Here is a 20,991-nt window from a genome sequence, read left to right as displayed (position 1 = left end):
TCCTCTCCGACGCGGTGGTCAGGCCTGCTGGCTGCTGACCGCGACGACCTCGCCGGTCATGTACGACGCGTAGTCGCTGGCGAGGAAGACCATCACGTTGGCGACCTCCCACGGCTCGGCCGCGCGGCCGAACGCCTCGCGGCTCTTCAGCTCGGCGAGCAGCTCGTCGGAGGTGACCTTGGCCAGGAACGGGTGCATGGCGAGGCTCGGGGAGACCGCGTTGACCCGGATGCCGTGCGGGGCCAGGTCGATCGCGGAGCAGCGGGTAAGCGCCATGACGCCGGCCTTGGCCGCGGCGTAGTGGGCCTGGCCCTCCTGCGCGCGCCAGCCGATCACCGAGGCGTTGTTGACGATGACGCCCTTCTTGCCCGCGGCGACCATCCGCTGGCCCGCGGCCCGCACGCAGCGGAAGGTGCCGGTCAGGGTGATGTCGAGGACCCGGAGCCACTGCTCGTCGGTCATCTCCAGCACCGAGGCGGTGCCGCCGAGGCCGGCGTTGTTCACCATCACGTCGACGCCGCCGAGCTCGTCGGCGACGTCGAGCAGCGCGGCCACCTGCGCCTCGTCGGTCACGTCGCAGACCAGCTGGCGCACGCGCTCGGCACCGAACTCGGCGGCCAGGGCCTCCTCGGCCTCCGCGAGCCGGCGCGCGTGGGTGTCGCTGAAGACGACCGCCTTCGCGCCCTCCTCCAGCACGCGCCGCACGACGGCCGCGCCGATGCCGGCACCGGCCGCGGCCGTCACGACGACCACCTTCCCGGCGAGCAGGTCGTGGCCGGGCACGTAGCCGGGGGCCGGCTGCTCGGCGCGGGGCGGGGTGGGCCCGGTGGTCTCGGTGGTCGTCACGTGGTGCTGCCCTTCGGCTCTCGGGGAAGGCCGAGCACGCGCTCGGCCAGGATGTTGCGCTGCACCTCGTCGCTGCCGCCGTAGATCGAGTCGGCGCGCGCGAAGAGGAAGAGTCGTTGCCACTCGTCGAGGTCGTACGGCGCGCCGCGGGCGGTCAGCCCCGCGGTCCCGAGGACCTCCATGGCGACCTCGCCGAGCCGCTTGTGCCACGCGGCCCAGACGAGCTTGAAGATCGAGGCCGCTCCCCCGCCCGCGGCGGAGTCGTCCCCGCCGGTGACGGCCGAGAGGCCGCGCATCGCGTTGAACCGCATGACCTCCAGCTCGACGGTGAGGTCGGCGAGGCGGTCGCGCAGGAGCGGGTCGTCGATCGCGCCGTTGGCCTTGGCGAGGTCGACCACGGCCTCGAGCTCGCGGGCGAAGCCGACGACCTGGCCGAGCACCGAGACGCCGCGCTCGAAGCCGAGCAGGCCCATCGCGACACGCCAGCCCTGGCCGGGCTCGCCGACGACGAGGTCGGCAGCGGTGCGGGCGCCGGTGAAGAAGACCTCGTTGAACTCCGACCCGCCGGTCAGCTGCTCGATCGGGCGGACCTCGACGCCTTCCTGGTCCAGCGGCACGAGCAGGAACGAGAGCCCGTGGTGCCGCTGCGAGCCCGGCTCGGTGCGGGCCACGACGAAGACCCACTGGGAGAAGTGCGCGTTGGAGGTCCACACCTTCTGCCCGTCGACCACCCACTCCTGCCGGCCCGACCCGTCCGCGGCGTCCTCGAGCCGGGCGCGGGTCTGCACGTTCGCGAGGTCCGATCCGGCGCCGGGCTCGGAGTAGCCCTGCGCCCACAGCTCCTCGACCGCGGCGATCGGCGGGAGGAAGCGCGCCTGCTGCTCGGGGGTGCCGAAGGCGATCAGGGTCGGCCCGAGCAGCTCCTCACCGAGGTGGTTCAGCCGCGCCGGGGCGTTCGAGCGGGCGTACTCCTCGTGGAAGATCACTTGCTGGGACAGCGTCAGCCCGCGGCCGCCGTGCTCGGTCGGCCAGCCCACGCAGGTCCAGCCGTGGGCGGCCAGGTGCCGGTTCCACGCCAGGCGCTCCTCGACCGCCTCGTGGTCGCGCCCGGGCCCGCCGAGGCCCTTGAGCGCGGCGAACTCACCACGCAGGTGCTCCTCGAGGAAGTCACGCACCTCGGTACGGAAGGCCTCGTCCTCGGCCGTGTAGGTCAGGTCCACGAGTGCTACAGTACCAAGCAATTGCTTGGTTGGGCAGTCGGGAGACCGGCTGCCGACCGGCCCGGTCCTGGTGGAGGTGACGTGGAGCAGACGATCCCGGCCGCGCTCGGCGCGGCGGCCGACCGCTTCGGCGAGCACCCGGCGTACGTCGAGGACGGCGAGGTGGTCTCGTTCCTCGAGCTGCTGCGTCGCGTGCGCCGCGCGGCCCGCGGGTACGTCGCCGCGGGACTGCGTCCCGGTGAGCGGGTGTGCCTGTGGGCGCCCAACAGCATCGACTGGGTCGTGGCCGGGCTGGCGGTGACGTACGCCGGCGGCGTGCTCGTCCCGCTCAACTCCCGCTACACCGCGCACGAGGTCGCCGACGTGGTCGAGCGGACCCGGGCGCGGCTGGTCGTCGTGGCCGACGGCTTCCTCGGGCGCACCCAGGTCGCGGACCTGCGGGCGACCGGCGACCTGCCCTCGGTCCTGCGGGTCATCGACCTGGCCGACCTCGGGGACCTCGACACCGGGTCGGTCACGACCGCGGACGTCGACGCCGTCGCGGAGTCGGTCTCCCCCGACGACGTGAGCGACATCCTCTTCACCTCCGGCACGACCGGCCGCAGCAAGGGCGCGATGTCGGCGCACCGGCAGACCGTCGGGGTGGCGCGCGCGTGGGGCGAGCTCGGCGGGGTGACCGGCCAGGACCGCTACCTGGTGGTCAACCCGTTCTTCCACTCCTTCGGCTACAAGGTCGGGATCGTCACCGGCCTGGTCACCGGCGCCACGCTCTACCCGGTCGCGACCTTCGACCTCGACCGGACGATGCGCCTGGTCGAGGAGGAGCGGATCACCGTCCTCCCCGGTGCACCGACCATCTACCAGTCGCTCCTGGGCGCGCCCGGCCGCGAGGAGCGCGACCTGACCTCGCTGCGCCTGGCCGTCACCGGCGCGGCCGTCGTCCCGGTCGTCCTGATCGAGCGGATGCGCCGGCCGGCACCCGAGGGCCTCGGCTTCGACCAGGTCGTGACCGCGTTCGGGATGACCGAGGCGGTCGTCGCGACCATGGCCCGCGCCGGCGACCCCGCCGAGCTCGTCGCCCGCACCTGCGGGCGGGCGATCCCCGGCATGGAGGCGCGGATCGACGCGGCCCCCGGCGAGGCCGGCGAGCTGCTGCTGCGCGGTGACTACGTGATGCTCGGCTACCTCGACGACGAGGCCGCCACCGCCGCCGCGATCGACGCCGACGGCTGGCTGCACACCGGCGACGTCGGGACGCTCGACGAGGCCGGGAACCTCACGATCACCGACCGGCTCAAGGACATGTACATCTCGGGCGGCTTCAACGTCTACCCCGCGGAGGTCGAGCAGCTGCTCGCCCGGCTCGAGGGGGTCGCCGACGCCGCGGTCGTCGGGGTCCCGGACGAGCGGATGGGCGAGCTCGGCGCGGCGTACGTCGTCCGCGCGGCCGGCCCCGCGGGCGAGGCGCTCACCGCCGAGGACGTCACGGCGTACTGCAAGGAGCGGCTGGCCAACTTCAAGGTCCCGCGACGCGTCGAGTTCATCGACTCGCTGCCGCGGAACCTGTCCGGCAAGGTGCTCAAGACCCAGCTCAGGAGCGAGTGAGAACCATGGACCTGTCCCTGTCCGAGTCCGAGCTGGCCTTCCAGGCCGAGGCGCGGGCGTGGCTGGCCGCCAACGTGCCGGCCGAGCCGCTGCCCTCGATGGACACCGAGGCCGGCTGGAAGGCCCACCAGGAGTGGGAGGCGCGGCTGGCCGAGGCCCGCTGGGCCGTGGTGTCGTGGCCGCGGGAGTACCACGGCCGCGAGGCGTCGCTGGTGGAGTGGGTGGTCTTCGAGGAGGAGTACTACCGCGCCGGCGCACCCGGCCGGGTCTCCCAGAACGGCATCTTCCTGCTCGCGCCGATCATCTTCGACCACGGCACCCGCGAGCAGCAGGACCGCTTCCTGCCCTCGATGGCGACCGGTGAGCAGGTCTGGGCGCAGTGCTGGTCCGAGCCCGAGGCCGGGTCCGACCTGGCCTCACTGCGCTCGACCGCCCGCCGCGACGAGGCCCGGGGCGGGTGGGTACTCAACGGCCAGAAGACCTGGTCCTCGCGTGCCTCCTTCGCCCACTGGGGCTTCGGGCTGTTCCGCTCCGACCCGGAGGCCCAGCGGCACGCCGGGCTGACCTACTTCCTCTTCCCCCTCGACGCCGACGGCATCACGGTGCGCCCGATCGCCCAGCTCGACGGCGAGGCCGGCTTCGCGGAGGTGTTCTTCGAGGACGTGTTCGTCCCCGACTCCGACGTGCTCGGCGCCCCGGGTGACGGCTGGCGGGTCGCGATGTCGACCGCCGGCAACGAGCGCGGCCTCTCGCTGCGCTCCCCCGGCCGGTTCTGCGCCGCCGCCGACCGGCTGGTCGACCTCTACCGGTCGACCGTCGCGGACGGTGCGACCCCGGCCGCCACCGAGACGGCGCCGGCCCACGTGGTCGACGCCTGGCTGCGAGCCCAGTCCTACCGGCTCTACACCTGGGGGACGGTGACCCGGCTCGCCGCGGGCGGTGACATGGGCACCGCCGGGTCGGTGAACAAGGTCTTCTGGTCCGAGCTCGACATCGCCCTCCACGAGACCGCCCTGGACCTGCTCGGCGCCGACGCCGAGGTCGAGTCGCGGTGGCTGGACGGCTACACCTTCTCCCTGTCCGGCCCGATCTACGCGGGCACCAACGAGATCCAGCGCAACATCGTGGCCGAGCGGATCCTCGGCCTGCCGCGCGAGCCGAAGGGGGCCGGTCGATGAGGTTCGTCCTGACCGAGGACCAGCGGGACTTCGGAGGCTCGCTCGACGCGCTGCTCTCCGGCGCGGACACCGTCGGCGCCGCGCGGGCGTGGGCCGAGGGCGACACCGCACCCGGGCTGGAGCTGTGGAGGCGGCTGGCCGAGCAGGGCGTCAACGCGCTGGTCGTCCCCGAGGAGCACGGCGGGATGGGCGCGACCGCGGTCGAGCTCGTCGTCGCCTTCGAGGCCCTGGGCCGGCACGGCGTCCCCGGCCCCTGGGTCGAGTCCGCGGCGTACCTCCCGCTCGCCCTGGCCGACGCCGACCTGCTCGCCGCCCTCGCGGAGGGCGCGGTCGGCACCGTGGCGGAGGCGGCGCACGCGCCGTACGCCCTCGACGCCGAGGTCGCCGACCACGTCTTCTCCTGCACCGGCACGACGCTGCGGACCGCGACGCGGGGCGAGCGGCTCCGCTCCGTCGACCGGACCCGGCACCTGACCACCCTGGTCGCGGGCGACCCCGTGCCCGGCGCCGACCTCGGCGCTGCGCTGGAGTCGGCCGTCCTGGCCACCTCGGCCCAGCTGCTCGGGTGCGGTGAGCGGCTGCTCGACGACGCAGTCGCCTACGTCAAGCAGCGGCGCCAGTTCGGCCGCGAGATCGGCTCCTATCAGGCGATCAAGCACGCGCTGGCGGACGTGCGGATCGCCCTGGACTTCGCCCGGCCGCTCGTCCTCGGCGCGGCACTCGGCGAGGTCCCGGCCGCGGCGGCCAAGGTCGCCTGCGCGGACGCGGCGTACCTCGCCTCCCGCACGGCGCTGCAGGTGCACGGCGCGGTGGGCTACACCCAGGAGCTCGACCTGAGCATCTGGATCACCAAGGTCCGCGCACTGGTGACCGCGTGGGGGACGCCGGCGCAGCACCGCGCCGCGCTGCTCGAGACCCTCGTCGCCGCCGCCGGCACCCCGGTGGAGGCCTGAGATGGACTTCGCGCTGTCCGAGGAGCAGCAGGAGCTCGCCGCGACCGTCCGCGCACTGCTCGCCAAGCGCGCCGACCCCCGGGTCGGGACCTACGACGAGTCGCTGTGGCAGCTGCTGTGCGAGCAGATCGGGGTGGCCGCGCTCGGCATCCCCGAGGAGCACGGCGGCGCCGGCTTCAGCCTGTTCGAGTCCATGGTGGCGCTCGAGGAGGTGGGCCGCTCGCTCGTCCCGTCGCCGCTGCTGTCCTCGTTGGTGACCTCCGAGGCGCTGCTCGCGGGCGCCACGGCGGAGGCGAGGGACGAGCTGCTCCCCCGGCTCGCCGGCGGGGAGGTCGGCGCGTTCGTCGACGCCACCGGCGCGAGCACCTCGGTGCCCGACGTCGTCGACGGCGACCTGGCCACGGTCCTGGTCGCCGCTACCGACGAGGGGCTGTGGTCCCTCGACCCCGCGGCCACCACGCGGACCTGGACCCCCACGATGGACCAGACGCTGCGCCTCGCGCGCGTCGAGGTCGACACCTCCGCCGCGACCCGGATCGGCGAGGCGGCACCTGCCGTCGAGCGGGCGGCGCTCGTGGGCGCCGCGGGCGTCGCGGCGCTGCAGGCCGGCACCGCCGCCCGAGCGCTCGAGATGACCGTCGCCTACTCCCGCGAGCGGGTGCAGTTCGGGCGCCCGATCGGCTCCTTCCAGGCGCTCAAGCACCGGATGGCCGACATGCTGGTGCTGCTGGAGATGTCGCGCTCGGCGTCCTGGGCGGCGTCGTACGCCGTCTCCGGCCGCGCGGCGAACGCCGAACGGCTCGCCCACGTGGCGAAGGCCTACTGCTCCGAGGCGCTGGCCAGCATCGCCGGAGAGACCGTGCAGCTGCACGGCGGGATCGCGATCACCTGGGAGCACGACGCCCACCTGGTGCTCAAGCGCGCCCACTCGCTGGGGCAGCTGTTCGGCAGCGCCCGCGCGCACCGCGCTGCGGTGCCCCTGTGACCGCCGGGGCAGTCCTGTGAGGAACGCCACCGAGATGTTCCTCCGCCGTTCCTCTTCCGTGGCCGTGACCTGCGAAGACGCCTACTAAGTTGGGATCCATGAGCATCGACGCCGACCTCACCGAGATGGACCAGCCGACCGCGGTAGCCGAGGCGGCGCAGGCATCCGGGGCGGCGCAGGAGCAGGACGACTACCCCATCGGCATGATCGCCAACCCGATCCGCACGCGCATCTGAACCCACCCCGGTCGCCCCGACCGGGATTGTCGGCGGCGCGTGGTGGGTTGTACCCACGATGACGACACGCACCCACGCCGACCGCCTGCTCGACGTCAGGACGATCTTCCACGAGCGCGACGTCGCCGAGTTCGCCCGCGGCGCCGAGATCCTCGCCCGCTTCCCCGACGCCGAACGCGTCGAGGTGCTCTCCCACCAGGCGATCCCCGGCCTCTACGGCAACGAGGGCAACGTCGAGGACTGGGTGCGCAACAAGCGCGAGGTGCTCGTCCTGGGCGTGAAGAAGTCACTGACCGCCCGGCCCAACGGCCGCAGCTCGGACTTCATCGCCCCCTCGACCTCCAACGGCTGCGCGATGGCCTGCTCCTACTGCTACGTCCCGCGCCGCAAGGGGTACGCCAACCCGATCACCGCGTTCGTCAACATCGAGCGGATCCTCGGCTACCTCGAGCGGCACGCGGGGCGCCAGGGACCGAAGACGGTCCCGAACCAGTGCGACCCGGTCGACTGGGTCTACGACCTGGGCGAGAACGGCGACTGCTCGGTCGACGCGCTCTTCAGCGACAACGTGCGCGACCTGGTGGACCTCTACGCCCGCCTGGACGGGGCCAAGGCGAGCTTCGCCACCAAGTTCGTCAACCGCGACCTGCTCGACTGGGACCCGCGCGGCGGCACCCGGGTCCGCTTCTCGCTGATGCCGGCGGAGATGTCGAAGAAGCTCGACCTGCGGACCTCCCGGATCGCGGAGCGGATCGCTGCGATCGACGACTTCGTCGAGGCCGGCTACGAGGTGCACCTGAACTTCAGCCCGGTCGTCGTCCACGAGGGGTGGAAGGCCGAGTGGGCCGAGCTGCTCGAGCAGGTCGCCGACGGCATCGGCGAGAAGGCCAGGGCGCAGCTGGCCTGCGAGGTCATCTTCCTGACCCACAACGAGGACCTGCACGAGGTCAACCTCGGCTGGCACCCACGCGGCGAGGACCAGCTGTGGCGCCCGGACCTCCAGCAGCGCAAGCGGTCCGAGAGCGGCCAGGAGAACGTCCGCTACAAGGTCGCCTGGAAGCGCCGCTGGGTCGACGAGCTGACCGCGATGATCGGTGAGACGCTCCCGACCTGCCGGGTGCGGTACGCGTTCTGAGCAGCCGGCACCGGCGCGGGCGGGCGCCCCGCTCGACCGGACCCGGTTGTCCCGGTGCCCCGGACGGCCCCAGACTCCCCCGGTGACCAGCTCCCACGACATCGCCCGCTGGCGGTTCGCGACCCAGCACCTCACGGCGCCGCACGCCGGGTCCGCGACCGACGTGGTCGCCGGCCTGCTGGCGGTCCAGGCGGAGAACCCGACCCAGGCGGCGTGGGCGGTCGCGGCCCGGACCTCGCGCCCTGATGGCGACGACCTCGCCGGGCTGCTGAGCAGCGGCGCCGTCCTCCGCACCCACGTGCTGCGACCGACCTGGCACTTCGTGGCCGCGGCGGACGTCGCGTGGCTGCTCGAGCTGACCGCGCCACGCGTGCGACCGACGCTGCTGCGGCAGCTCACCGACACCGGCTGGACCACCGCCGACCTGGGCCGCGCGACCGGTGCGGTGCTGGACGCCCTCGGCGGGGCCGGCCTCACGCGGGACGGCGTCAGGACCGCGCTGGCCGAGCGCGACGTCACCGTCACCGGCCACGAGCTGATGCTGCTGCTCGGGCTGACCGAGCTGGACCGGCTGGTGTGCAGCGGGCCCCCCACCGACGACGGGACCCACACCTACGCGCTGATGGCCGACCGGGTGCCGCCCGCGCCGGCCCGGGAGCGCGACGAGGCACTGGCCGAGCTGGCCCGCCGGTACGTCGCCGGGCACGGCCCCGCCACCGACCGCGACCTCGCCTACTGGGCGACCCTGCCGCTCGGCGACGTGCGCCGCGGCCTGGCCGGCGCGGCCGACCACCTGGAGCGGTTCGAGCACGAGGGGCGCACCTACTGGCACGCCGCCGGCACGGCGCCGCCCGCGGCGGGCCGGCAGCCGGGCGGCCACCTGCTGCAGATCCTCGACGAGACCTACCGCGGGTTCCAGGACAGCCGGATGCTCATCGACGTCGCCGGCGTCGTGCCGGGCGGCCGGGAGACCGCGATCGGGATGGCGGTCGTCGACGCGCAGCTGGTCGGGCGGATGAGGCGCACCCTCGGGGCCCGGGCGCGGTTCGACGTCGTGCCGTACCGCCCCCTGGGCACCGCTGCGGTCCGGGCGCTGCAGGACGCCGCCGACCGGTACGCCGCGTTCCTCGGGCTCGAGCCCGACCTCCGGCTGGCCGACGGCTGACCCGGTGGCCGAGCGGCGCCCGGGCGCCACGACCGGGTGGCGGTCAGCAGGGTCAGCGGGTGGTGCCGTACTTCCCGCGGTAGAACAGCAGCGGGTCCTCGGTGGCGCCCTCGGGCGCGGTGGCCAGGTGGAGCACCCGGCCGATGACGACCCAGTGGTCGCCGGCCTCGTGGACGGCGTGGACGCTGCAGTCGACGTGGGCCAACGAGCCCTCGAGCACCGGTGAGCCGGTCGCCTCGGCGGGGTGCCACGCGACGCCGGCGAACTTGTCGGTCCCGCGGCTGGCCATCTGGTTCGACAGCTCGGCCTGGCCGTCGGCCAGGAAGTTCACGCAGAACCGCCCGGAGCGCTGGATGAGCGGCCAGGCGCGCGAGGTCTTGGCCGGCACGAAGAGCACGAGCGGCGGGTCGAGCGAGACGCTCGAGAACGACTGGCAGGTCATCCCGACCGGCTCGCCGCCGCTCATCGCGGTCACGACCGTCACCCCGGAGCCGAACCGGCCCAGGACGTCGCGGAAGTGGCGCGCCTCCGCCTGCTTCGCCGGGTCGTCGGTCGGGACCGCGGATCCCTCGCCGGGGCCGAGCGGCTCGAGCTCGTAGGCCTCGCTGCCGAGCCAGGAGGAGATCAGCTCGGAGCTGGGCCAGGTCTCGGCGGCGTTGGGGTTCATGCCCTCCGGGATGTCCGGAGAGGCCCCCGAGTGGGCTGACATGGCTCCCACGCTAGCCACTAGTGACCGCCCGCGAAGTTGTGGCCCCAGTACGACACCGCCGTCGACTCCCGCGCGACCCACTTCTGGTCGTCCACCTCGAGCCCGTCGGTCCCGAACTCCACGTCGAAGCCGCCGGGCGACTTGACGTAGAAGGAGACCATCTCGTCGTTCATGTGCCGGCCGAGGGTCGCCGAGAGCGGCGCCTGGTGCTTGCGGACCCGCTCGAGCGCACGACCGACGTGGTCGAGCTCGTCGACCTCGAGCATGATGTGGACGCACTTGGCGGGGTTCGGCATCGGCAGGAACGCCAGCGAGTGGTGCCGCGGGTTGACCCCGAGGAAGCGCAGCCAGACCTTCTCGCCGGGCTGCTTGCCGACGAACTCGCCGGGCATGCTCATCGAGTCGCGCAGGCGGAAGCCGAGGACGTCGGTGTAGAACCGCAGCGCCTCGACGTCGTCGAGCACCGGGATGACGATGTGGCCCATGCCCTGGTCGCCGGTCACGAACCTCGCGGCGTACGGCGTGACGATCGGGCGCGACTCGTAGGTGATGCCGTGGAAGAGCTCGAAGACGTTCTCCCACGGGTCGGTGAACCGGATCATCTCCTGCACCCGGCGCTCGTCGAGCTCCTCCTTGGTGGCCTCCTCGAAGGCGACGCCGGCCTTCTGCAGGTGCTCGCGCGCGTCCTGCAGGGCACGGTGGTCCGCGACCTCCCAACCGGTCGACTCGAGCAGGTCGCGGTCGGAGGGGACCACGACGAGGCGCGCGGAGACCTCGTCGATGCGCCAGTACTGGTGCTCGGGGTTGGGCCCACGGCCCTCGGCGAGGCCCAGCACCTTGCCGGCGAAGACCTTCCACTGCTCGAGGTCGGTGGAGGCCACGCGGACGTAGCCCATGGACTTGATGTCGATCGTCACGGGGTGCTTCCTGCTCTAGGTCGTTCGGTGTGGCGGGACAGGAACGCGGTGGTGATCTCGGCGAACTCCTCGGCCGCCTCGATCTGCGCCCAGTGCCCGCAGTTGGGGAACACGTGCAGCTGTGCCTTCGGGATGAGCTTGAGCGCCGCCATGGCGCCGTCGAGGGGGTTCACCCGGTCCTCGCGGCCCCAGGTCAGCAGGGTGTGCTTGCGCAGGCGGTGCGCCTCGCGCCAGAGCATGCCGTCCTCGGCCGTCTCGGGGTTCCAGAACGACATGCCCATCGAGCGCATCGCCTCCTGGGCGCCCGGGGCGGTCGCGTCGGCGAACCGGGCCTCGACCAGCTCGTCAGTGACCAGCGACTGGTCCACGACCATGGTCGAGATGAACGCGCGCAGCTTCTCGCGGGTCGGGTCGGCGCCGAAGTCCATGAGCCGCTGGACACCCTCGGTGGGGTCGGCGTGGAACAGGTTGAGCGAGAGCCCGCCGGGGCCCATGAGCACCAGCCGCCCGACGCGGTCGGGGTGGGTGAGCGCCAGGCGCATCGCCGTGCCGCCACCCAGGCTGTTGCCGAGCAGGTGCACCCGCTCGATGCCCAGCTCGTCGAGCAGCCGGACGACGTGGTCGGCCGCGAAGCGGTAGTAGTTGCCGACGACCGGCGGCTTGTCGGAGCCACCGAAGCCGGGCTGGTCGACGAGCAGCGTGCGGAACACCGAGGCGAAGTGCGGCAGCGCCGGGCCGAAGTTGGACCACGCGGACGCGCCTGGTCCGCCGCCGTGCAGCATCACCAGCGGCAGCCCGCCGCCGACCTGGCTGGGCTGGGTGTCGGGAGCGGCCTCGTAGTAGTTGAGCGTGAGGTCGCCGGCCTTGGCCGAGCGGCGGACGCTCTCCTGCGCGAACCGGGACGGGACGGCCGTCACGTCAGTACATCCCCGGGTCGACCTTGTGGCCGAACTCGTGCGCGCCGTACATCTGCAGCGCCCGCTCGGGGTCGTTGGCCGCGTGGACGCGACCGGCGTGGGCGTCGCGCCAGGCGCGCTGGAGGTAGGTGCCCTCGGCGAGCGCCCGCCCGCCGGAGGCCTCGAACAGCGCGTCGATGGCGTCGATCGCCCGCTGGGTGGCGAGGACCTGGTCGCGGCGGACCCGCAGCCGCAGGCCGAGCGGGATCCGCTCGCCCTTGGCGACGTGGTCCATCTCCTCGCGGACGTTGTTGACCAGCAGCGCCCAGGCCGCGTCGATCTCGCTGCTCGCCCGGGCGATGCGGACCGCCGAGAACGGGTCGAGCGACGCCTTCTCGCCGAGGTACGCCGCGCGGGTGCGCTTCTGCTGCATCTCGACGTGCTCGGCGTAGGCACCCCGCGCCATGCCGATGATCGGCGTGGTGATGGTGCCGGTGAAGATCGAGTGGAAGGGCAGCTTGTAGAGGTCGGAGGTGTTCTGCTCCTGGCCGGGGCCCTTGCAGGCGCCGGTCTGGCTCATCGAGAGGGTGAACGCCTCGGGGATGAACACGTCCTCGACGAGGATGTCGTTGGAGCCGGTGCCGCGCAGGCCGACCATGTGCCAGACGTCGATGATCTGGTACTTCTCGCGCGGGACCATGAAGGTCTTGAAGTCGACGACCTGGCCCTCCTCGTTGAAGACGAGACCGCCGAGCAGGACCCAGCTGCAGTGGTCGCAGCCGGAGGAGAAGCTCCACTTGCCGGAGAGCAGGTAGCCGCCCTCGGTGACGGTCGCCTTGCCGGTCGGGGCGTACGACGAGCTCAGCCGGGTGCTGGTGTCCTCGCCCCACACCGCCTGCTGCGCCTCGTCGGCGAACAGCGCGACCTGCCAGGGGTGGACGCCCACGACGCTGGAGACCCAGCCGGTGGAGCCGCACGCCGAGGCGATCTCGCGGACCGCGGTGTAGAAGGTGACCGGGTCGGCCTCGTACCCGCCGAAGCGCCGGGGCTGGAGCAACCGGAAGAAGCCGACCTCCTCCAGCTCCTTGATGCTCGCCTCGGGCACCACACGCAGGCGCTCGGCCTCGTCGGCGCGCTCGCGGAACGCGGGCAGCAGGTCACGGACGCCGTCGAGAACAGCCTGGGACATCGCCAACTCCTGTCGTGGTGGGACGACGTCGATACTAGAACACGTTCTTGTTTTGGACCAGACGACTCCCGCCCAGCGGGTGCGGGCTACGCCGGGGTCGGCCGGTAGGGCGTGAGCACGCAGAACTCGTTGCCCTCGGGGTCCGCCAGGACGGCCCAGCCCTTCTCGCCGTCGCGCCGGTCGTCCACCAGCGTCGCGCCCAGCCCGACGACGCGGTCGACCTCCTCGTCACGGCTGCGGTCGGTCGGGCGCAGGCAGAGGTGCATGCGGTTCTTCACCGTCTTGGGCTCGGGCACCTTGAGGAACAGCAGGAACCGGTCGTCGGGCCCGACCAGCCCGCACTCCTCCTCCCCCGGCTTGTTCTCCCACTCGCCGGTGGGCAGGGTGAAGTCCTCGAGGACCTGCGCCCACCACATGGTCTGGGCGTACGGGTCGTGGGCGTCGATGCAGAAGTTGGATGCGCGGGATGCCATGGGCCCTCTGTACCCCACGCCGCTCCGCCGGGTCGAGCGCGTTCCCGCGGGCCAGGACCGGTGGTCGGCCCGCGAGGGGACGACCACCGGCCCCGCCCGGTCGCGCCGGGCCGGGGGTCAGGCGTTGGCGGCGGCCTTGTCCTGCTCGGCCTTGAGCATCAGCGCGATGTCGATGAGTTGGTCCTCCTGGCCGCCGATCAGCTTGCGGCGGCCGGCCTCGAGCAGGATCTTCGCGCCGGAGACGCCGTAGCGGTCGGCGGCGTTGCCGGCGTGCTTGAGGAAGGAGGAGTAGACCCCGGCGTACCCCATCATCAGGGTCATCCGGTCGAGCTGGCACTCCTCGGGCATCGCGGGCTTGATGACGTCCTCGGAGGCGTCGACGATCTGGAGGAAGTCCACGCCGGTGCGCCAGCCGAGCTTGTCGCAGACGCCGATGAACGCCTCGAGCGGGGTGTTGCCGGCCCCGGCGCCGAAGCGGCGGACCGAGCCGTCGATCTGGGTCGCGCCCGCGCGGGCGGCGATGACGGTGTTGGAGACACCGAGGCCGAGGTTCTCGTGGCCGTGGAAGCCCACGTCGGCCTGCGAGCCGATCTCGGCCACGACGGCCGAGACCCGGTCGGCGGTCTGCTCCATCACGAGCGCGCCGGCGGAGTCCACGACGTACACGCACTGGCAGCCGGCGTCGACCATGGTCCGCGCCTGCTTGGCCAGGACCTCCGGCGGCTGGGTGTGGCTCATCATCAGGAAGCCGACCGTCTCCAGGCCGAGCTCGCGGGCGAGCCCGAAGTGCTGGATGGAGGTGTCGGCCTCGGTGCAGTGCGTGGCGATCCGGCAGATCTGGCCGCCGTTGTCCTGCGCGGCGCGGATGTCGTCCTTGGTGCCGACGCCGGGCAGCATCAGGAAGGCGATCTTCGCCGTCCGGGCCGTCTCCGCCGCGATCCGGATGAGCTCCTGCTCGGGCGTGCGGGAGAAGCCGTAGTTGAACGAGGAGCCACCGAGGCCGTCGCCGTGGGTGACCTCGATGACCGGGATGCCGGAGGTGTCGAGGGCCTCGACGATGTCGTGGACCTCCTGCGCGGTGAACTGGTGCCGCTTGTGGTGCGACCCGTCGCGCAGGCAGGTGTCGGTCAGCCGCAGGTCGAGGTCGCCGCCGTGGGCGTCCTTCCAGGTGCGGGTCAGCGTGTTCAGGTCCGTCATCTCAGGACTCCTTCGAGCGGCCCGCGAGCAGCGAGCGGGCGATGTTGTCGCCGACCTGCGTCGCGGCGGCGGTCATGATGTCGAGGTTGCCGGAGTACGGCGGCAGGTAGTCGCCGGCGCCCTCGACCTCGACGAAGATCGAGACCTTGACCTGGCCCTGCGTGGCGGCCGACGGCTCGTCGATCTGCGGCTCCTGCAGCAGCCGGTAGCCCGGGACGTACTCCTGGACCGACTTCTCCATCGCGAAGACCGACTGCACGATGGCGTCCCGGTCGGCGTCCGGGGGGACCGCGCAGAAGATCGTGTCGCGCATGATCATCGGCGGCTCGGCCGGGTTGAGGATGATGATCGCCTTGCCGCGCTCGGCGCCGCCGATGGTCTGCACGCCGGCGGCGGTGGTGCGGGTGAACTCGTCGATGTTGGCCCGGGTGCCCGGCCCCGCGGAGACGCTGGAGACCGAGGCGACGATCTCGGCGTACGGCACCGGGGCGACGCGGGAGACGGCGGCGACCATCGGGATCGTCGCCTGGCCACCGCAGGTGATCATGTTGACGTTCATCGCGCCCACGTGCTCCTCGCCGTTGACCGGCGGGATGACCGCGGGGCCGACGGAGGCGGGGGTGAGGTCGACGGCACGGATGCCGGCCTCCTCGTAGCGGGGGGCGTACTCCCGGTGCACGTAGGCGGAGGTGGCCTCGAAGATCAGGTCGGGCAGCTCGTCCTGCTTCAGCAGCCAGTCGACGCCCTCGTGGGAGGCCTCGAGACCCTGCTGGGAGGCGAGCCTGAGCCCCTCCGAGGCAGGGTCGACGCCGATCATCCAGCGGGGCTCGACGACGTCCGAGCGCAGCAGCTTGTACATCAGGTCGGTGCCGATGTTGCCCGGCCCGACGATGGCCGCGGTCAGCTTGGTCATTTCTGGGTGGACCTCTCAGTCGGTGGGCTCGAGCGTGGCACGCTGAGGGCCTCGCGGGCGCCCGCGGACCACTCACCGGGAGCGGCCTCGCCCGGGCGCCGCGGGACTCCCGGCGAGCGGGACGAGCCACGGTCCGACCATGGTAGAACCTGTTACAGTTCCGCGCCATGACGGGCTCTTCCCACGCTGCTCCGCGCCCTGCCGAGCGCACGTCCAACGGTTCGCCGACCGACCTCCCGAGCGAGGTCGACGTCGTCGTCGTCGGGGCCGGCGCGGCGGGCATGTCCGCGGCCCTCGCCGCCGCCGACCGCGGCCTCGACACCATCCTCGTGGAGAAGAGCCGCTACTTCGGCGGCTCCACCGCCCGCAGCGGCGGCGGGGTCTGGATCCCGGGCAACTACGCGCTCAAGGCGGCCCGGCAGGACGACCCGCTGGAGAACTCCAAGCTCTACCTGGACTCCATCGTCGGCGACGTCGTCCCGAAGGTCCGCCGCGACACCTACGTCGACCGCGGCGCCGAGGTCATGGACTTCCTCAAGGCCCGCACCCCGGTGCGCTTCACCTGGGTGCCGGACTACGCCGACTACCACCCCGAGCAGCCGGGCGGGCGACCCCGCGGCCGCACGGTCGAGCCGGTCCCGCTGGACGCCCGCTTCCTGGGCGCCGAGCTCGAGCGGCTCCACCCGCCGTACACCAAGGCGCCGGCCAACATGATCGTCACCCAGGCCGACTTCCGGAAGATCAGCCTCGGCATGCGCACGCTCAAGGGCCCGCTGACGATGGTCAAGGTGACGATCAAGCGGATCGTCTCCGGCCTGCTGCGCCGCCGGATGTACGCCATGGGCAACGCGATCGCGATCGGCCTGCGCCAGGGCCTGGTCCAGGCGCGCGTGCCGGTGCACTACGAGACCGACCTGCGCGACCTGGTGGTCGAGGACGGCCGCGTCGTCGGCGTGCGGGTGCTCCGCGACGGCGTCGAGCAGGTCGTCCGCGCCCGGCGCGGCGTCGTGCTGGGCAGCGGCGGCTTCGAGCGCAACCTCGAGCTGCGCGAGCGCTACCTGCCGCACCCGACCTCGGTCGAGTGGACCACCGGCTCGAAGAACAACACCGGCGCCGGGCTGGTCGCCGGCCAGGCCGTCGGTGCCCGCACCGACCTGCTCGACGACGGCTGGTGGGGCCCGACCATCCCGCTGCCGGGGCGGCCGTGGTTCTGCCTGGCCGAGCGCAACCTGCCCGGCTCGATCATCGTCAACCAGGCCGGCGAGCGGTACATGAACGAGGCGCTGCCCTACGTCGAGGCGGTGCACGAGATGTACCGGGGCGAGGAGACCGGCGTCGCCCACGTGCCGTCGTGGATGGTCATCGACCAGCGCTACCGCAACCGGTACGTCTTCGCCGGGCTCATGCCGCGCCAGCCGTTCCCCGGCCGGTGGTTCAAGGAGGGCGTGGTCAGGAAGTCCGACTCGCTCGCCGGGCTGGCCGCCGAGATCGGCGTGCCCGCCGAGACGCTGGAGCGGACCGTCGAGCGGTTCAACGGCTTCGCCCGGACCGGTGTCGACGCCGACTTCCACCGCGGCGAGTCGGCCTACGACAAGTACTACTCCGACCCCACCGTCAAGCCGAACCCGTCGCTGCACACCATCGACGAGGGGCCGTTCTACGCGGTCAAGATCGTGCCCGGCGACCTCGGCACCAAGGGCGGGCTCGTCACCGACGAGCGCGCGCGGGTGCTGCGCGAGGACGGCTCGGTGCTCGAGGGCCTCTACGCCGCCGGCAACGTGTCCGCGGCCGTGATGGGCCACACCTACCCCGGGCCCGGTGGCACGATCGGCCCCGCGCTGGTCTTCGGCTACCTGGCCGCGGAGGACATCGCGAGCGGGCCCGCGCCCACCCGCACGGCCGTCGAGAAGGAGACCGCCTGATGCCCATCGACCCCTCCGTGGCGATCGGGGCCGACCTGGGCTCCCGCGAGTTCAGCTGGGCCGAGAGCGACGTGCTGCTCTACCACCTCGGCATCGGCGCCGGCTCCCGCGCGGGCGACAACCTCTCCCCCGGCGCGCTGCGCTACACCCTGGAGGGCCCCGGGCTGCAGGTGCTGCCGTCGTTCGGCGTCGTGGCGCCCACCTTCCACGAGACCGACCCGCCGCCGCTGGACCTGCCGGGCTGTGACATCAACCTCGCCCAGGTCGTCCACGGCTCGCAGTCGATCACCGTCACCGGTGGTCCGCTGCCCACCAGCGGCACGGCCACGGTCTCCACGACGCTGACCGACGTGTGGGACAAGGGCAAGGCCGCGGTGATCTGGCAGGAGGGGGTCGCCACCTCCCCGGCCGGCGAGGAGCTGTGGCGGGTGCGCTCGTCGATCTTCGTGCGGGGCGAGGGCGGCTGGGGCGGCGACCGGGGCACCTCGACACCCGTGGTCCTGCCCGACCGCCCGGCCGACGCGGACGCAACGTACGACGTCACCCCGCAGCAGGCGCTGCTCTACCGCCTCTGCGGCGACCGCAACCCGCTGCACGCCGACCCGGCCTTCGCGGAGGCGGCGGGCTTCCCGGCACCGATCCTGCACGGGCTCTGCTCCTACGGGATCGTCCTGCGCACGCTGACCGACGAGCTCCTCGAGGGCGACGCCACGAAGGTCGGTGGCTTCGCCGCGAAGTTCGCCGGCGTGGTCTTCCCCGGCGAGACCATCCGCACCCGCGGCTGGCGCGAGGACGGCCGGGTCCTGGCCTCGGCCGAGATCGCCGGCGGCGACCGGGACGGCTCGCCGGTCCTCGGCGACGTGGTGCTCGACCTGGCCTGACCGGCCTCTCTCAGGTGCGGGCCGCCAGCAGGTAGAGCCGCTCGGTCGTCTCGCCCCGCGCGGCGACCGGTCCGCGCCGGTACCACTCCACGTCGCCGAGCCCCGCCGCCTCCACCGCGGCGCGGACCTCGGCGACGTCGTGGTGCACGAAGTCCAGCGACACCTGGTGGCCGTGCCACTCCTCGATGCGGTGCACACGGCGCGGCCCACCGGTCTGCAGGGCCAGCACGAGGCGCCCGCCCGGCGCCAGCGGCCGGGCCAGCGCCGCCACGGCGTCCGGCAGCTCGGCGGGGGCGAGGTGGATGAGGGAGTACCACGCGAGCACCGCGGCCCACCCGTCGGCCGCCGGCGGTCGGACGAGACGGCGCAGGTCGCCGACCTGGTACGTCGCGTCGGGGAAGCGCGTCCGCGCCTGCTCGACCATCTCCGGGGCCAGGTCCAGGCCGGTCGCGTCCGCCCCGGCCGCCGCGAGGTACGCCGTCACGTGGCCCGGCCCGCTGCCCACCTCGACCACGGGGCGGCCGGCGGCGACCGCGTCCGCGGCCACGCGGTCCAGCAGCCACCGCTCGAAGGGCATCGCCGCGAGCTCGTCGGCGAAGGTGTCGGCGTAGTCCGCAGCGACCGCCCCGTAGGCGGCCCGCACCCGGTCGTCGCGGTCCTCCGGCAGCACGACCGGCCCCTCGGCCGCGGTCGCCGCGGGCGCAGGCGTCTCCTCGGAGGCGCCGAGCAGGTGGCGCCAGCGGGCGTCCCGCTCGCCGCGCCCACGCGGCAGCTGCACGACCAGCCCGCGCCCGGCCAGGCCGCCCAGGCAGGCCTCGACCGCCTGGCGGTCCGCGAAGGGGTGCAGCCGCTCGGTGCGGGTCCGGAGCTCCCCCGGCGCCTGCGGACCGCGGAGCAGCAGGACGGTCACCAGCGCCCGCTCGTCCGCGGCCAGGCCGAGCACCTCGTCGAGCACCTGGTGGTACTTCAGCGTCCGGCGACCGGTGTCGGACCAGACGATCCGCAGCAGCCCGCGGTCCTTGAGCCGCCGGCCGACCTGCTCGACCAGCTGCTCGTCGTACTCCACGACCGGCTCGCGGCTGCTGGTCTGGTTGCAGGCACCGCGGAGGGCGCTGAGCGTGAGCGGGTAGGAGGCCGGGACCGTCACCTGCTTCTCCAGCAGCGCTCCGAGGACCCGCTGCTCCTCCTCGCTGAGCGGGGGGTCGAGCGGGGGGTCGAGCGGGAGGTCGGACGTGGGCTGCGTCTCGGTCACGCCGCGACGATAGGTGCCGCCGAGGGGAACGGCCCGGGCGGGCCGGTTGTTGCACCGGTGATGCCACGTCAATGGATCCCCCGGCACGTCCTGGTCACCGCTGCCGCCGCCGAGCAGCCGCACACCGCCGAGATGCTGCGCCGCATCGAGGCGGCCGGCGTGACCGACATCCGCATGCTCGCGGGCAACCGGCTCACCGGCCTGGCCGAGGGCTCCGAGCGCGAGGTCTACGCCCGCGCCAAGGCCACCCTCGCCCTCGTCGTCGCCCCGCCGAGCGCGATCCGGCCGCAGCCGATCCCGCCCAGCGCCGACTGGCGCATCGACCTGGCGAAGGGGTGCCCGGCGCACTGCCAGTACTGCTACCTCGCCGGCTCGCTGACCGGCCCGCCGATCACCCGGGCCTACGCCAACCTCGACGACGTCCTCGCCGGCATCGGCACGCACGCCGGTCGGGGTGCGGTCACCAGCGGCACCGAGGAGCGCGGCCACGAGGGCACGACGTACGAGCTGTCCTGCTACACCGACCCGCTGGGCATCGAGCACCTCACCGGCTCGCTGGCCGAGGCCGTGCGGCGGGTCGGGACCGGCGCGTACGGCGACGACGTCTCCCTGCGGTTCACCACGAAGTTCGAGGCGGTCGACGACCTGCTCGCCCTCCCCCACGCCCGCCGCACCCGGATGCGCGTCTCGGTGAACGCCGAGGAGGTCGCCGGCCGCTTCGAGGGCGGGACGTCCCCGGTCCCGGCGCGCATCGGGGCGCTCCGCCGAGCAGCGCTGGCCGGCTACCGGGTCGGGCTGACCATCGCCCCGGTCATGCCGGTCGAGGGGTGGCAGGAGCAGTACGCCGCACTGCTGGACTCCGTCGCAGGCGCGCTGGCCGACGTCCCGGACCTCGACCTGACGACCGAGGTGATCACCCACCGGTTCACGCCGGGGTCCAAGGAGGTGCTGCTCGGCTGGTACCCGCGCACGAGGCTGGAGATGGACGAGTCCGTCCGCGCCGCCAAGCGCACGAAGTTCGGCGGGGTCAAGCACGTCTACCCGCGGGAGACGATGACCGCGATGCGGGCGTGGTTCACCGAGGCCCTCGAGGCACGCCTGCCCGGCGCGCCGCTGCTCTACTGGACGTGAGGCCCAGGTCCGCCCCGGCGAGGACGGGCTTTCCGGGCCCGACCCTGCTACGGTCGAGGGAGTTGAAGGGGGTTCTCCCCACCTGGTGGCCGATCCGGCCGCCGAGCTCATCGCTTGTCCTTGGTTCGCACGTTGGTATCAGGCGCCTCGCTTTGTCTTCAGCCCCGCAGCGGGCAACAAGTCGCCCG

20 protein-coding genes are annotated in these 20,991 nt (G+C 73.1%); 10 read left to right on the top strand and 10 right to left on the bottom strand.

Going from position 1 to position 20,991, the window contains the following annotated elements; translation table 11 throughout:
• Positions 1-18: 18 nt before the first annotated feature.
• Both OSR43_RS09625 and OSR43_RS09620 read right to left on the bottom strand, forming a co-directional pair.
• Positions 19-846, bottom strand: coding sequence for an SDR family oxidoreductase (locus OSR43_RS09625; protein WP_302271144.1), 828 nt, complete (start codon positions 844-846; stop codon positions 19-21).
• On the bottom strand, positions 843-2,066 hold the full coding sequence (locus OSR43_RS09620; RefSeq protein ID WP_302271143.1) for an acyl-CoA dehydrogenase family protein: 1,224 nt from the start codon (positions 2,064-2,066) through the stop codon (positions 843-845). Before OSR43_RS09620 ends, OSR43_RS09625 begins: the two co-directional genes overlap by 4 nt.
• Positions 2,067-2,147: 81 nt before the next feature.
• Here OSR43_RS09620 and OSR43_RS09615 point away from each other — a divergent pair, with 81 nt between their 5' ends.
• The 7 genes from OSR43_RS09615 (at position 2,148) to OSR43_RS09585 (ending at position 9,323) form a co-directional block, all read left to right on the top strand.
• Positions 2,148-3,671, top strand: a complete 1,524-nt coding sequence (locus OSR43_RS09615) for a FadD3 family acyl-CoA ligase (RefSeq protein WP_302271142.1) — start codon at positions 2,148-2,150, stop codon at positions 3,669-3,671.
• 5 nt (positions 3,672-3,676) lie between these two features.
• Positions 3,677-4,849, top strand: coding sequence for an acyl-CoA dehydrogenase family protein (locus OSR43_RS09610; RefSeq protein WP_302271141.1), 1,173 nt, complete (start codon positions 3,677-3,679; stop codon positions 4,847-4,849).
• Complete coding sequence (locus tag OSR43_RS09605) at positions 4,846-5,802, top strand: acyl-CoA dehydrogenase family protein (protein WP_302271140.1); 957 nt, start codon at positions 4,846-4,848, stop codon at positions 5,800-5,802. Before OSR43_RS09610 ends, OSR43_RS09605 begins: the two co-directional genes overlap by 4 nt.
• Position 5,803: 1 nt before the next feature.
• Positions 5,804-6,787: an acyl-CoA dehydrogenase family protein gene (locus tag OSR43_RS09600; RefSeq protein ID WP_302271139.1), complete on the top strand. Its 984-nt coding sequence runs from the start codon at positions 5,804-5,806 to the stop codon at positions 6,785-6,787.
• 98 nt (positions 6,788-6,885) lie between these two features.
• A complete protein-coding gene (locus OSR43_RS09595; protein WP_302271138.1) occupies positions 6,886-7,023 on the top strand; it encodes a hypothetical protein in 138 nt (45 codons plus the stop codon).
• Between the two features lie 58 nt (positions 7,024-7,081).
• Positions 7,082-8,158, top strand: coding sequence for a spore photoproduct lyase family protein (locus OSR43_RS09590; RefSeq protein ID WP_302271137.1), 1,077 nt, complete (start codon positions 7,082-7,084; stop codon positions 8,156-8,158).
• Positions 8,159-8,240: 82 nt separating this feature from the next.
• A complete protein-coding gene (locus OSR43_RS09585) occupies positions 8,241-9,323 on the top strand; it encodes a winged helix DNA-binding domain-containing protein (protein WP_302271136.1) in 1,083 nt (360 codons plus the stop codon).
• Between the two features lie 52 nt (positions 9,324-9,375).
• On the opposite strand, the gene OSR43_RS09580 is transcribed toward OSR43_RS09585, so the two are convergent.
• The 7 genes from OSR43_RS09580 to OSR43_RS09550 all read right to left on the bottom strand — a co-directional run bounded on the left by OSR43_RS09580 (position 9,376) and on the right by OSR43_RS09550 (position 15,617).
• Entirely contained in the window at positions 9,376-10,032 is a 657-nt protein-coding gene (locus OSR43_RS09580) for a flavin reductase family protein (RefSeq protein ID WP_302271135.1), read from the bottom strand.
• 17 nt (positions 10,033-10,049) lie between these two features.
• Positions 10,050-10,949 carry an iron-dependent extradiol dioxygenase HsaC gene (gene hsaC, locus OSR43_RS09575; protein ID WP_302271134.1) on the bottom strand — a complete coding sequence of 300 codons (900 nt, stop codon included), beginning with the start codon at positions 10,947-10,949 and terminating at the stop codon, positions 10,050-10,052.
• A complete protein-coding gene (gene hsaD, locus OSR43_RS09570; RefSeq protein ID WP_302271133.1) occupies positions 10,946-11,866 on the bottom strand; it encodes a 4,5:9,10-diseco-3-hydroxy-5,9,17-trioxoandrosta-1(10),2-diene-4-oate hydrolase in 921 nt (306 codons plus the stop codon). Before hsaD ends, hsaC begins: the two co-directional genes overlap by 4 nt.
• Position 11,867: 1 nt before the next feature.
• Entirely contained in the window at positions 11,868-13,034 is a 1,167-nt protein-coding gene (gene hsaA, locus OSR43_RS09565; protein WP_302271132.1) for a 3-hydroxy-9,10-secoandrosta-1,3,5(10)-triene-9,17-dione monooxygenase oxygenase subunit, read from the bottom strand.
• Between the two features lie 86 nt (positions 13,035-13,120).
• Positions 13,121-13,507, bottom strand: a complete 387-nt coding sequence (locus tag OSR43_RS09560; RefSeq protein WP_302271131.1) for a VOC family protein — start codon at positions 13,505-13,507, stop codon at positions 13,121-13,123.
• Positions 13,508-13,624: 117 nt separating this feature from the next.
• On the bottom strand, positions 13,625-14,704 hold the full coding sequence (gene dmpG, locus OSR43_RS09555; protein ID WP_302271130.1) for a 4-hydroxy-2-oxovalerate aldolase: 1,080 nt from the start codon (positions 14,702-14,704) through the stop codon (positions 13,625-13,627).
• Position 14,705: 1 nt separating this feature from the next.
• Complete coding sequence (locus OSR43_RS09550) at positions 14,706-15,617, bottom strand: acetaldehyde dehydrogenase (acetylating) (RefSeq protein WP_302271128.1); 912 nt, start codon at positions 15,615-15,617, stop codon at positions 14,706-14,708.
• A gap of 167 nt (positions 15,618-15,784) precedes the next feature.
• Between OSR43_RS09550 and kstD the strand changes: the two genes are divergently transcribed.
• Positions 15,785-17,539, top strand: a complete 1,755-nt coding sequence (gene kstD / locus OSR43_RS09545; RefSeq protein WP_302271127.1) for a 3-oxosteroid 1-dehydrogenase — start codon at positions 15,785-15,787, stop codon at positions 17,537-17,539.
• Entirely contained in the window at positions 17,539-18,420 is an 882-nt protein-coding gene (locus OSR43_RS09540) for a MaoC family dehydratase (RefSeq protein WP_302271126.1), read from the top strand. The genes kstD and OSR43_RS09540 overlap by 1 nt, the downstream gene beginning before the upstream one ends.
• A gap of 10 nt (positions 18,421-18,430) precedes the next feature.
• On the opposite strand, the gene OSR43_RS09535 is transcribed toward OSR43_RS09540, so the two are convergent.
• Positions 18,431-19,672: a DUF480 domain-containing protein gene (locus OSR43_RS09535; protein WP_302271125.1), complete on the bottom strand. Its 1,242-nt coding sequence runs from the start codon at positions 19,670-19,672 to the stop codon at positions 18,431-18,433.
• Positions 19,673-19,732: 60 nt separating this feature from the next.
• Between OSR43_RS09535 and OSR43_RS09530 the strand changes: the two genes are divergently transcribed.
• Positions 19,733-20,803: a spore photoproduct lyase family protein gene (locus OSR43_RS09530; protein ID WP_302271652.1), complete on the top strand. Its 1,071-nt coding sequence runs from the start codon at positions 19,733-19,735 to the stop codon at positions 20,801-20,803.
• Positions 20,804-20,991 lie beyond the last annotated feature (188 nt).

The organism is Nocardioides sp. Arc9.136 (genome assembly GCF_030506255.1).
Classification (GTDB): Bacteria; Actinomycetota; Actinomycetes; order Propionibacteriales; family Nocardioidaceae; genus Nocardioides.
The sequence above is the reverse complement of the archived record's forward strand: the minus strand, read 5'-3'. Positions and strand labels throughout refer to the sequence as shown.

What these genes read in the sequence shown, in the direction of transcription:
- OSR43_RS09610 (WP_302271141.1), top strand. Translation starts at nt 3,677, where the DNA reads ATGGACCTGTCCCTGTCCGAGTCCGAGCTGGCCTTCCAGGCCGAGGCG.
- OSR43_RS09605 (WP_302271140.1), top strand. Translation starts at nt 4,846, where the DNA reads ATGAGGTTCGTCCTGACCGAGGACCAGCGGGACTTCGGAGGCTCGCTC.
- OSR43_RS09600 (WP_302271139.1), top strand. Translation starts at nt 5,804, where the DNA reads ATGGACTTCGCGCTGTCCGAGGAGCAGCAGGAGCTCGCCGCGACCGTC.
- OSR43_RS09595 (WP_302271138.1), top strand. Translation starts at nt 6,886, where the DNA reads ATGAGCATCGACGCCGACCTCACCGAGATGGACCAGCCGACCGCGGTA.
- OSR43_RS09590 (WP_302271137.1), top strand. Translation starts at nt 7,082, where the DNA reads ATGACGACACGCACCCACGCCGACCGCCTGCTCGACGTCAGGACGATC.
- OSR43_RS09580 (WP_302271135.1), bottom strand. Translation starts at nt 10,032, where the DNA reads ATGTCAGCCCACTCGGGGGCCTCTCCGGACATCCCGGAGGGCATGAAC.
- hsaA (WP_302271132.1), bottom strand. Translation starts at nt 13,034, where the DNA reads ATGTCCCAGGCTGTTCTCGACGGCGTCCGTGACCTGCTGCCCGCGTTC.
- OSR43_RS09560 (WP_302271131.1), bottom strand. Translation starts at nt 13,507, where the DNA reads ATGGCATCCCGCGCATCCAACTTCTGCATCGACGCCCACGACCCGTAC.
- dmpG (WP_302271130.1), bottom strand. Translation starts at nt 14,704, where the DNA reads ATGACGGACCTGAACACGCTGACCCGCACCTGGAAGGACGCCCACGGC.
- OSR43_RS09550 (WP_302271128.1), bottom strand. Translation starts at nt 15,617, where the DNA reads ATGACCAAGCTGACCGCGGCCATCGTCGGGCCGGGCAACATCGGCACC.
- kstD (WP_302271127.1), top strand. Translation starts at nt 15,785, where the DNA reads ATGACGGGCTCTTCCCACGCTGCTCCGCGCCCTGCCGAGCGCACGTCC.
- OSR43_RS09540 (WP_302271126.1), top strand. Translation starts at nt 17,539, where the DNA reads ATGCCCATCGACCCCTCCGTGGCGATCGGGGCCGACCTGGGCTCCCGC.
- OSR43_RS09530 (WP_302271652.1), top strand. Translation starts at nt 19,733, where the DNA reads ATGCCACGTCAATGGATCCCCCGGCACGTCCTGGTCACCGCTGCCGCC.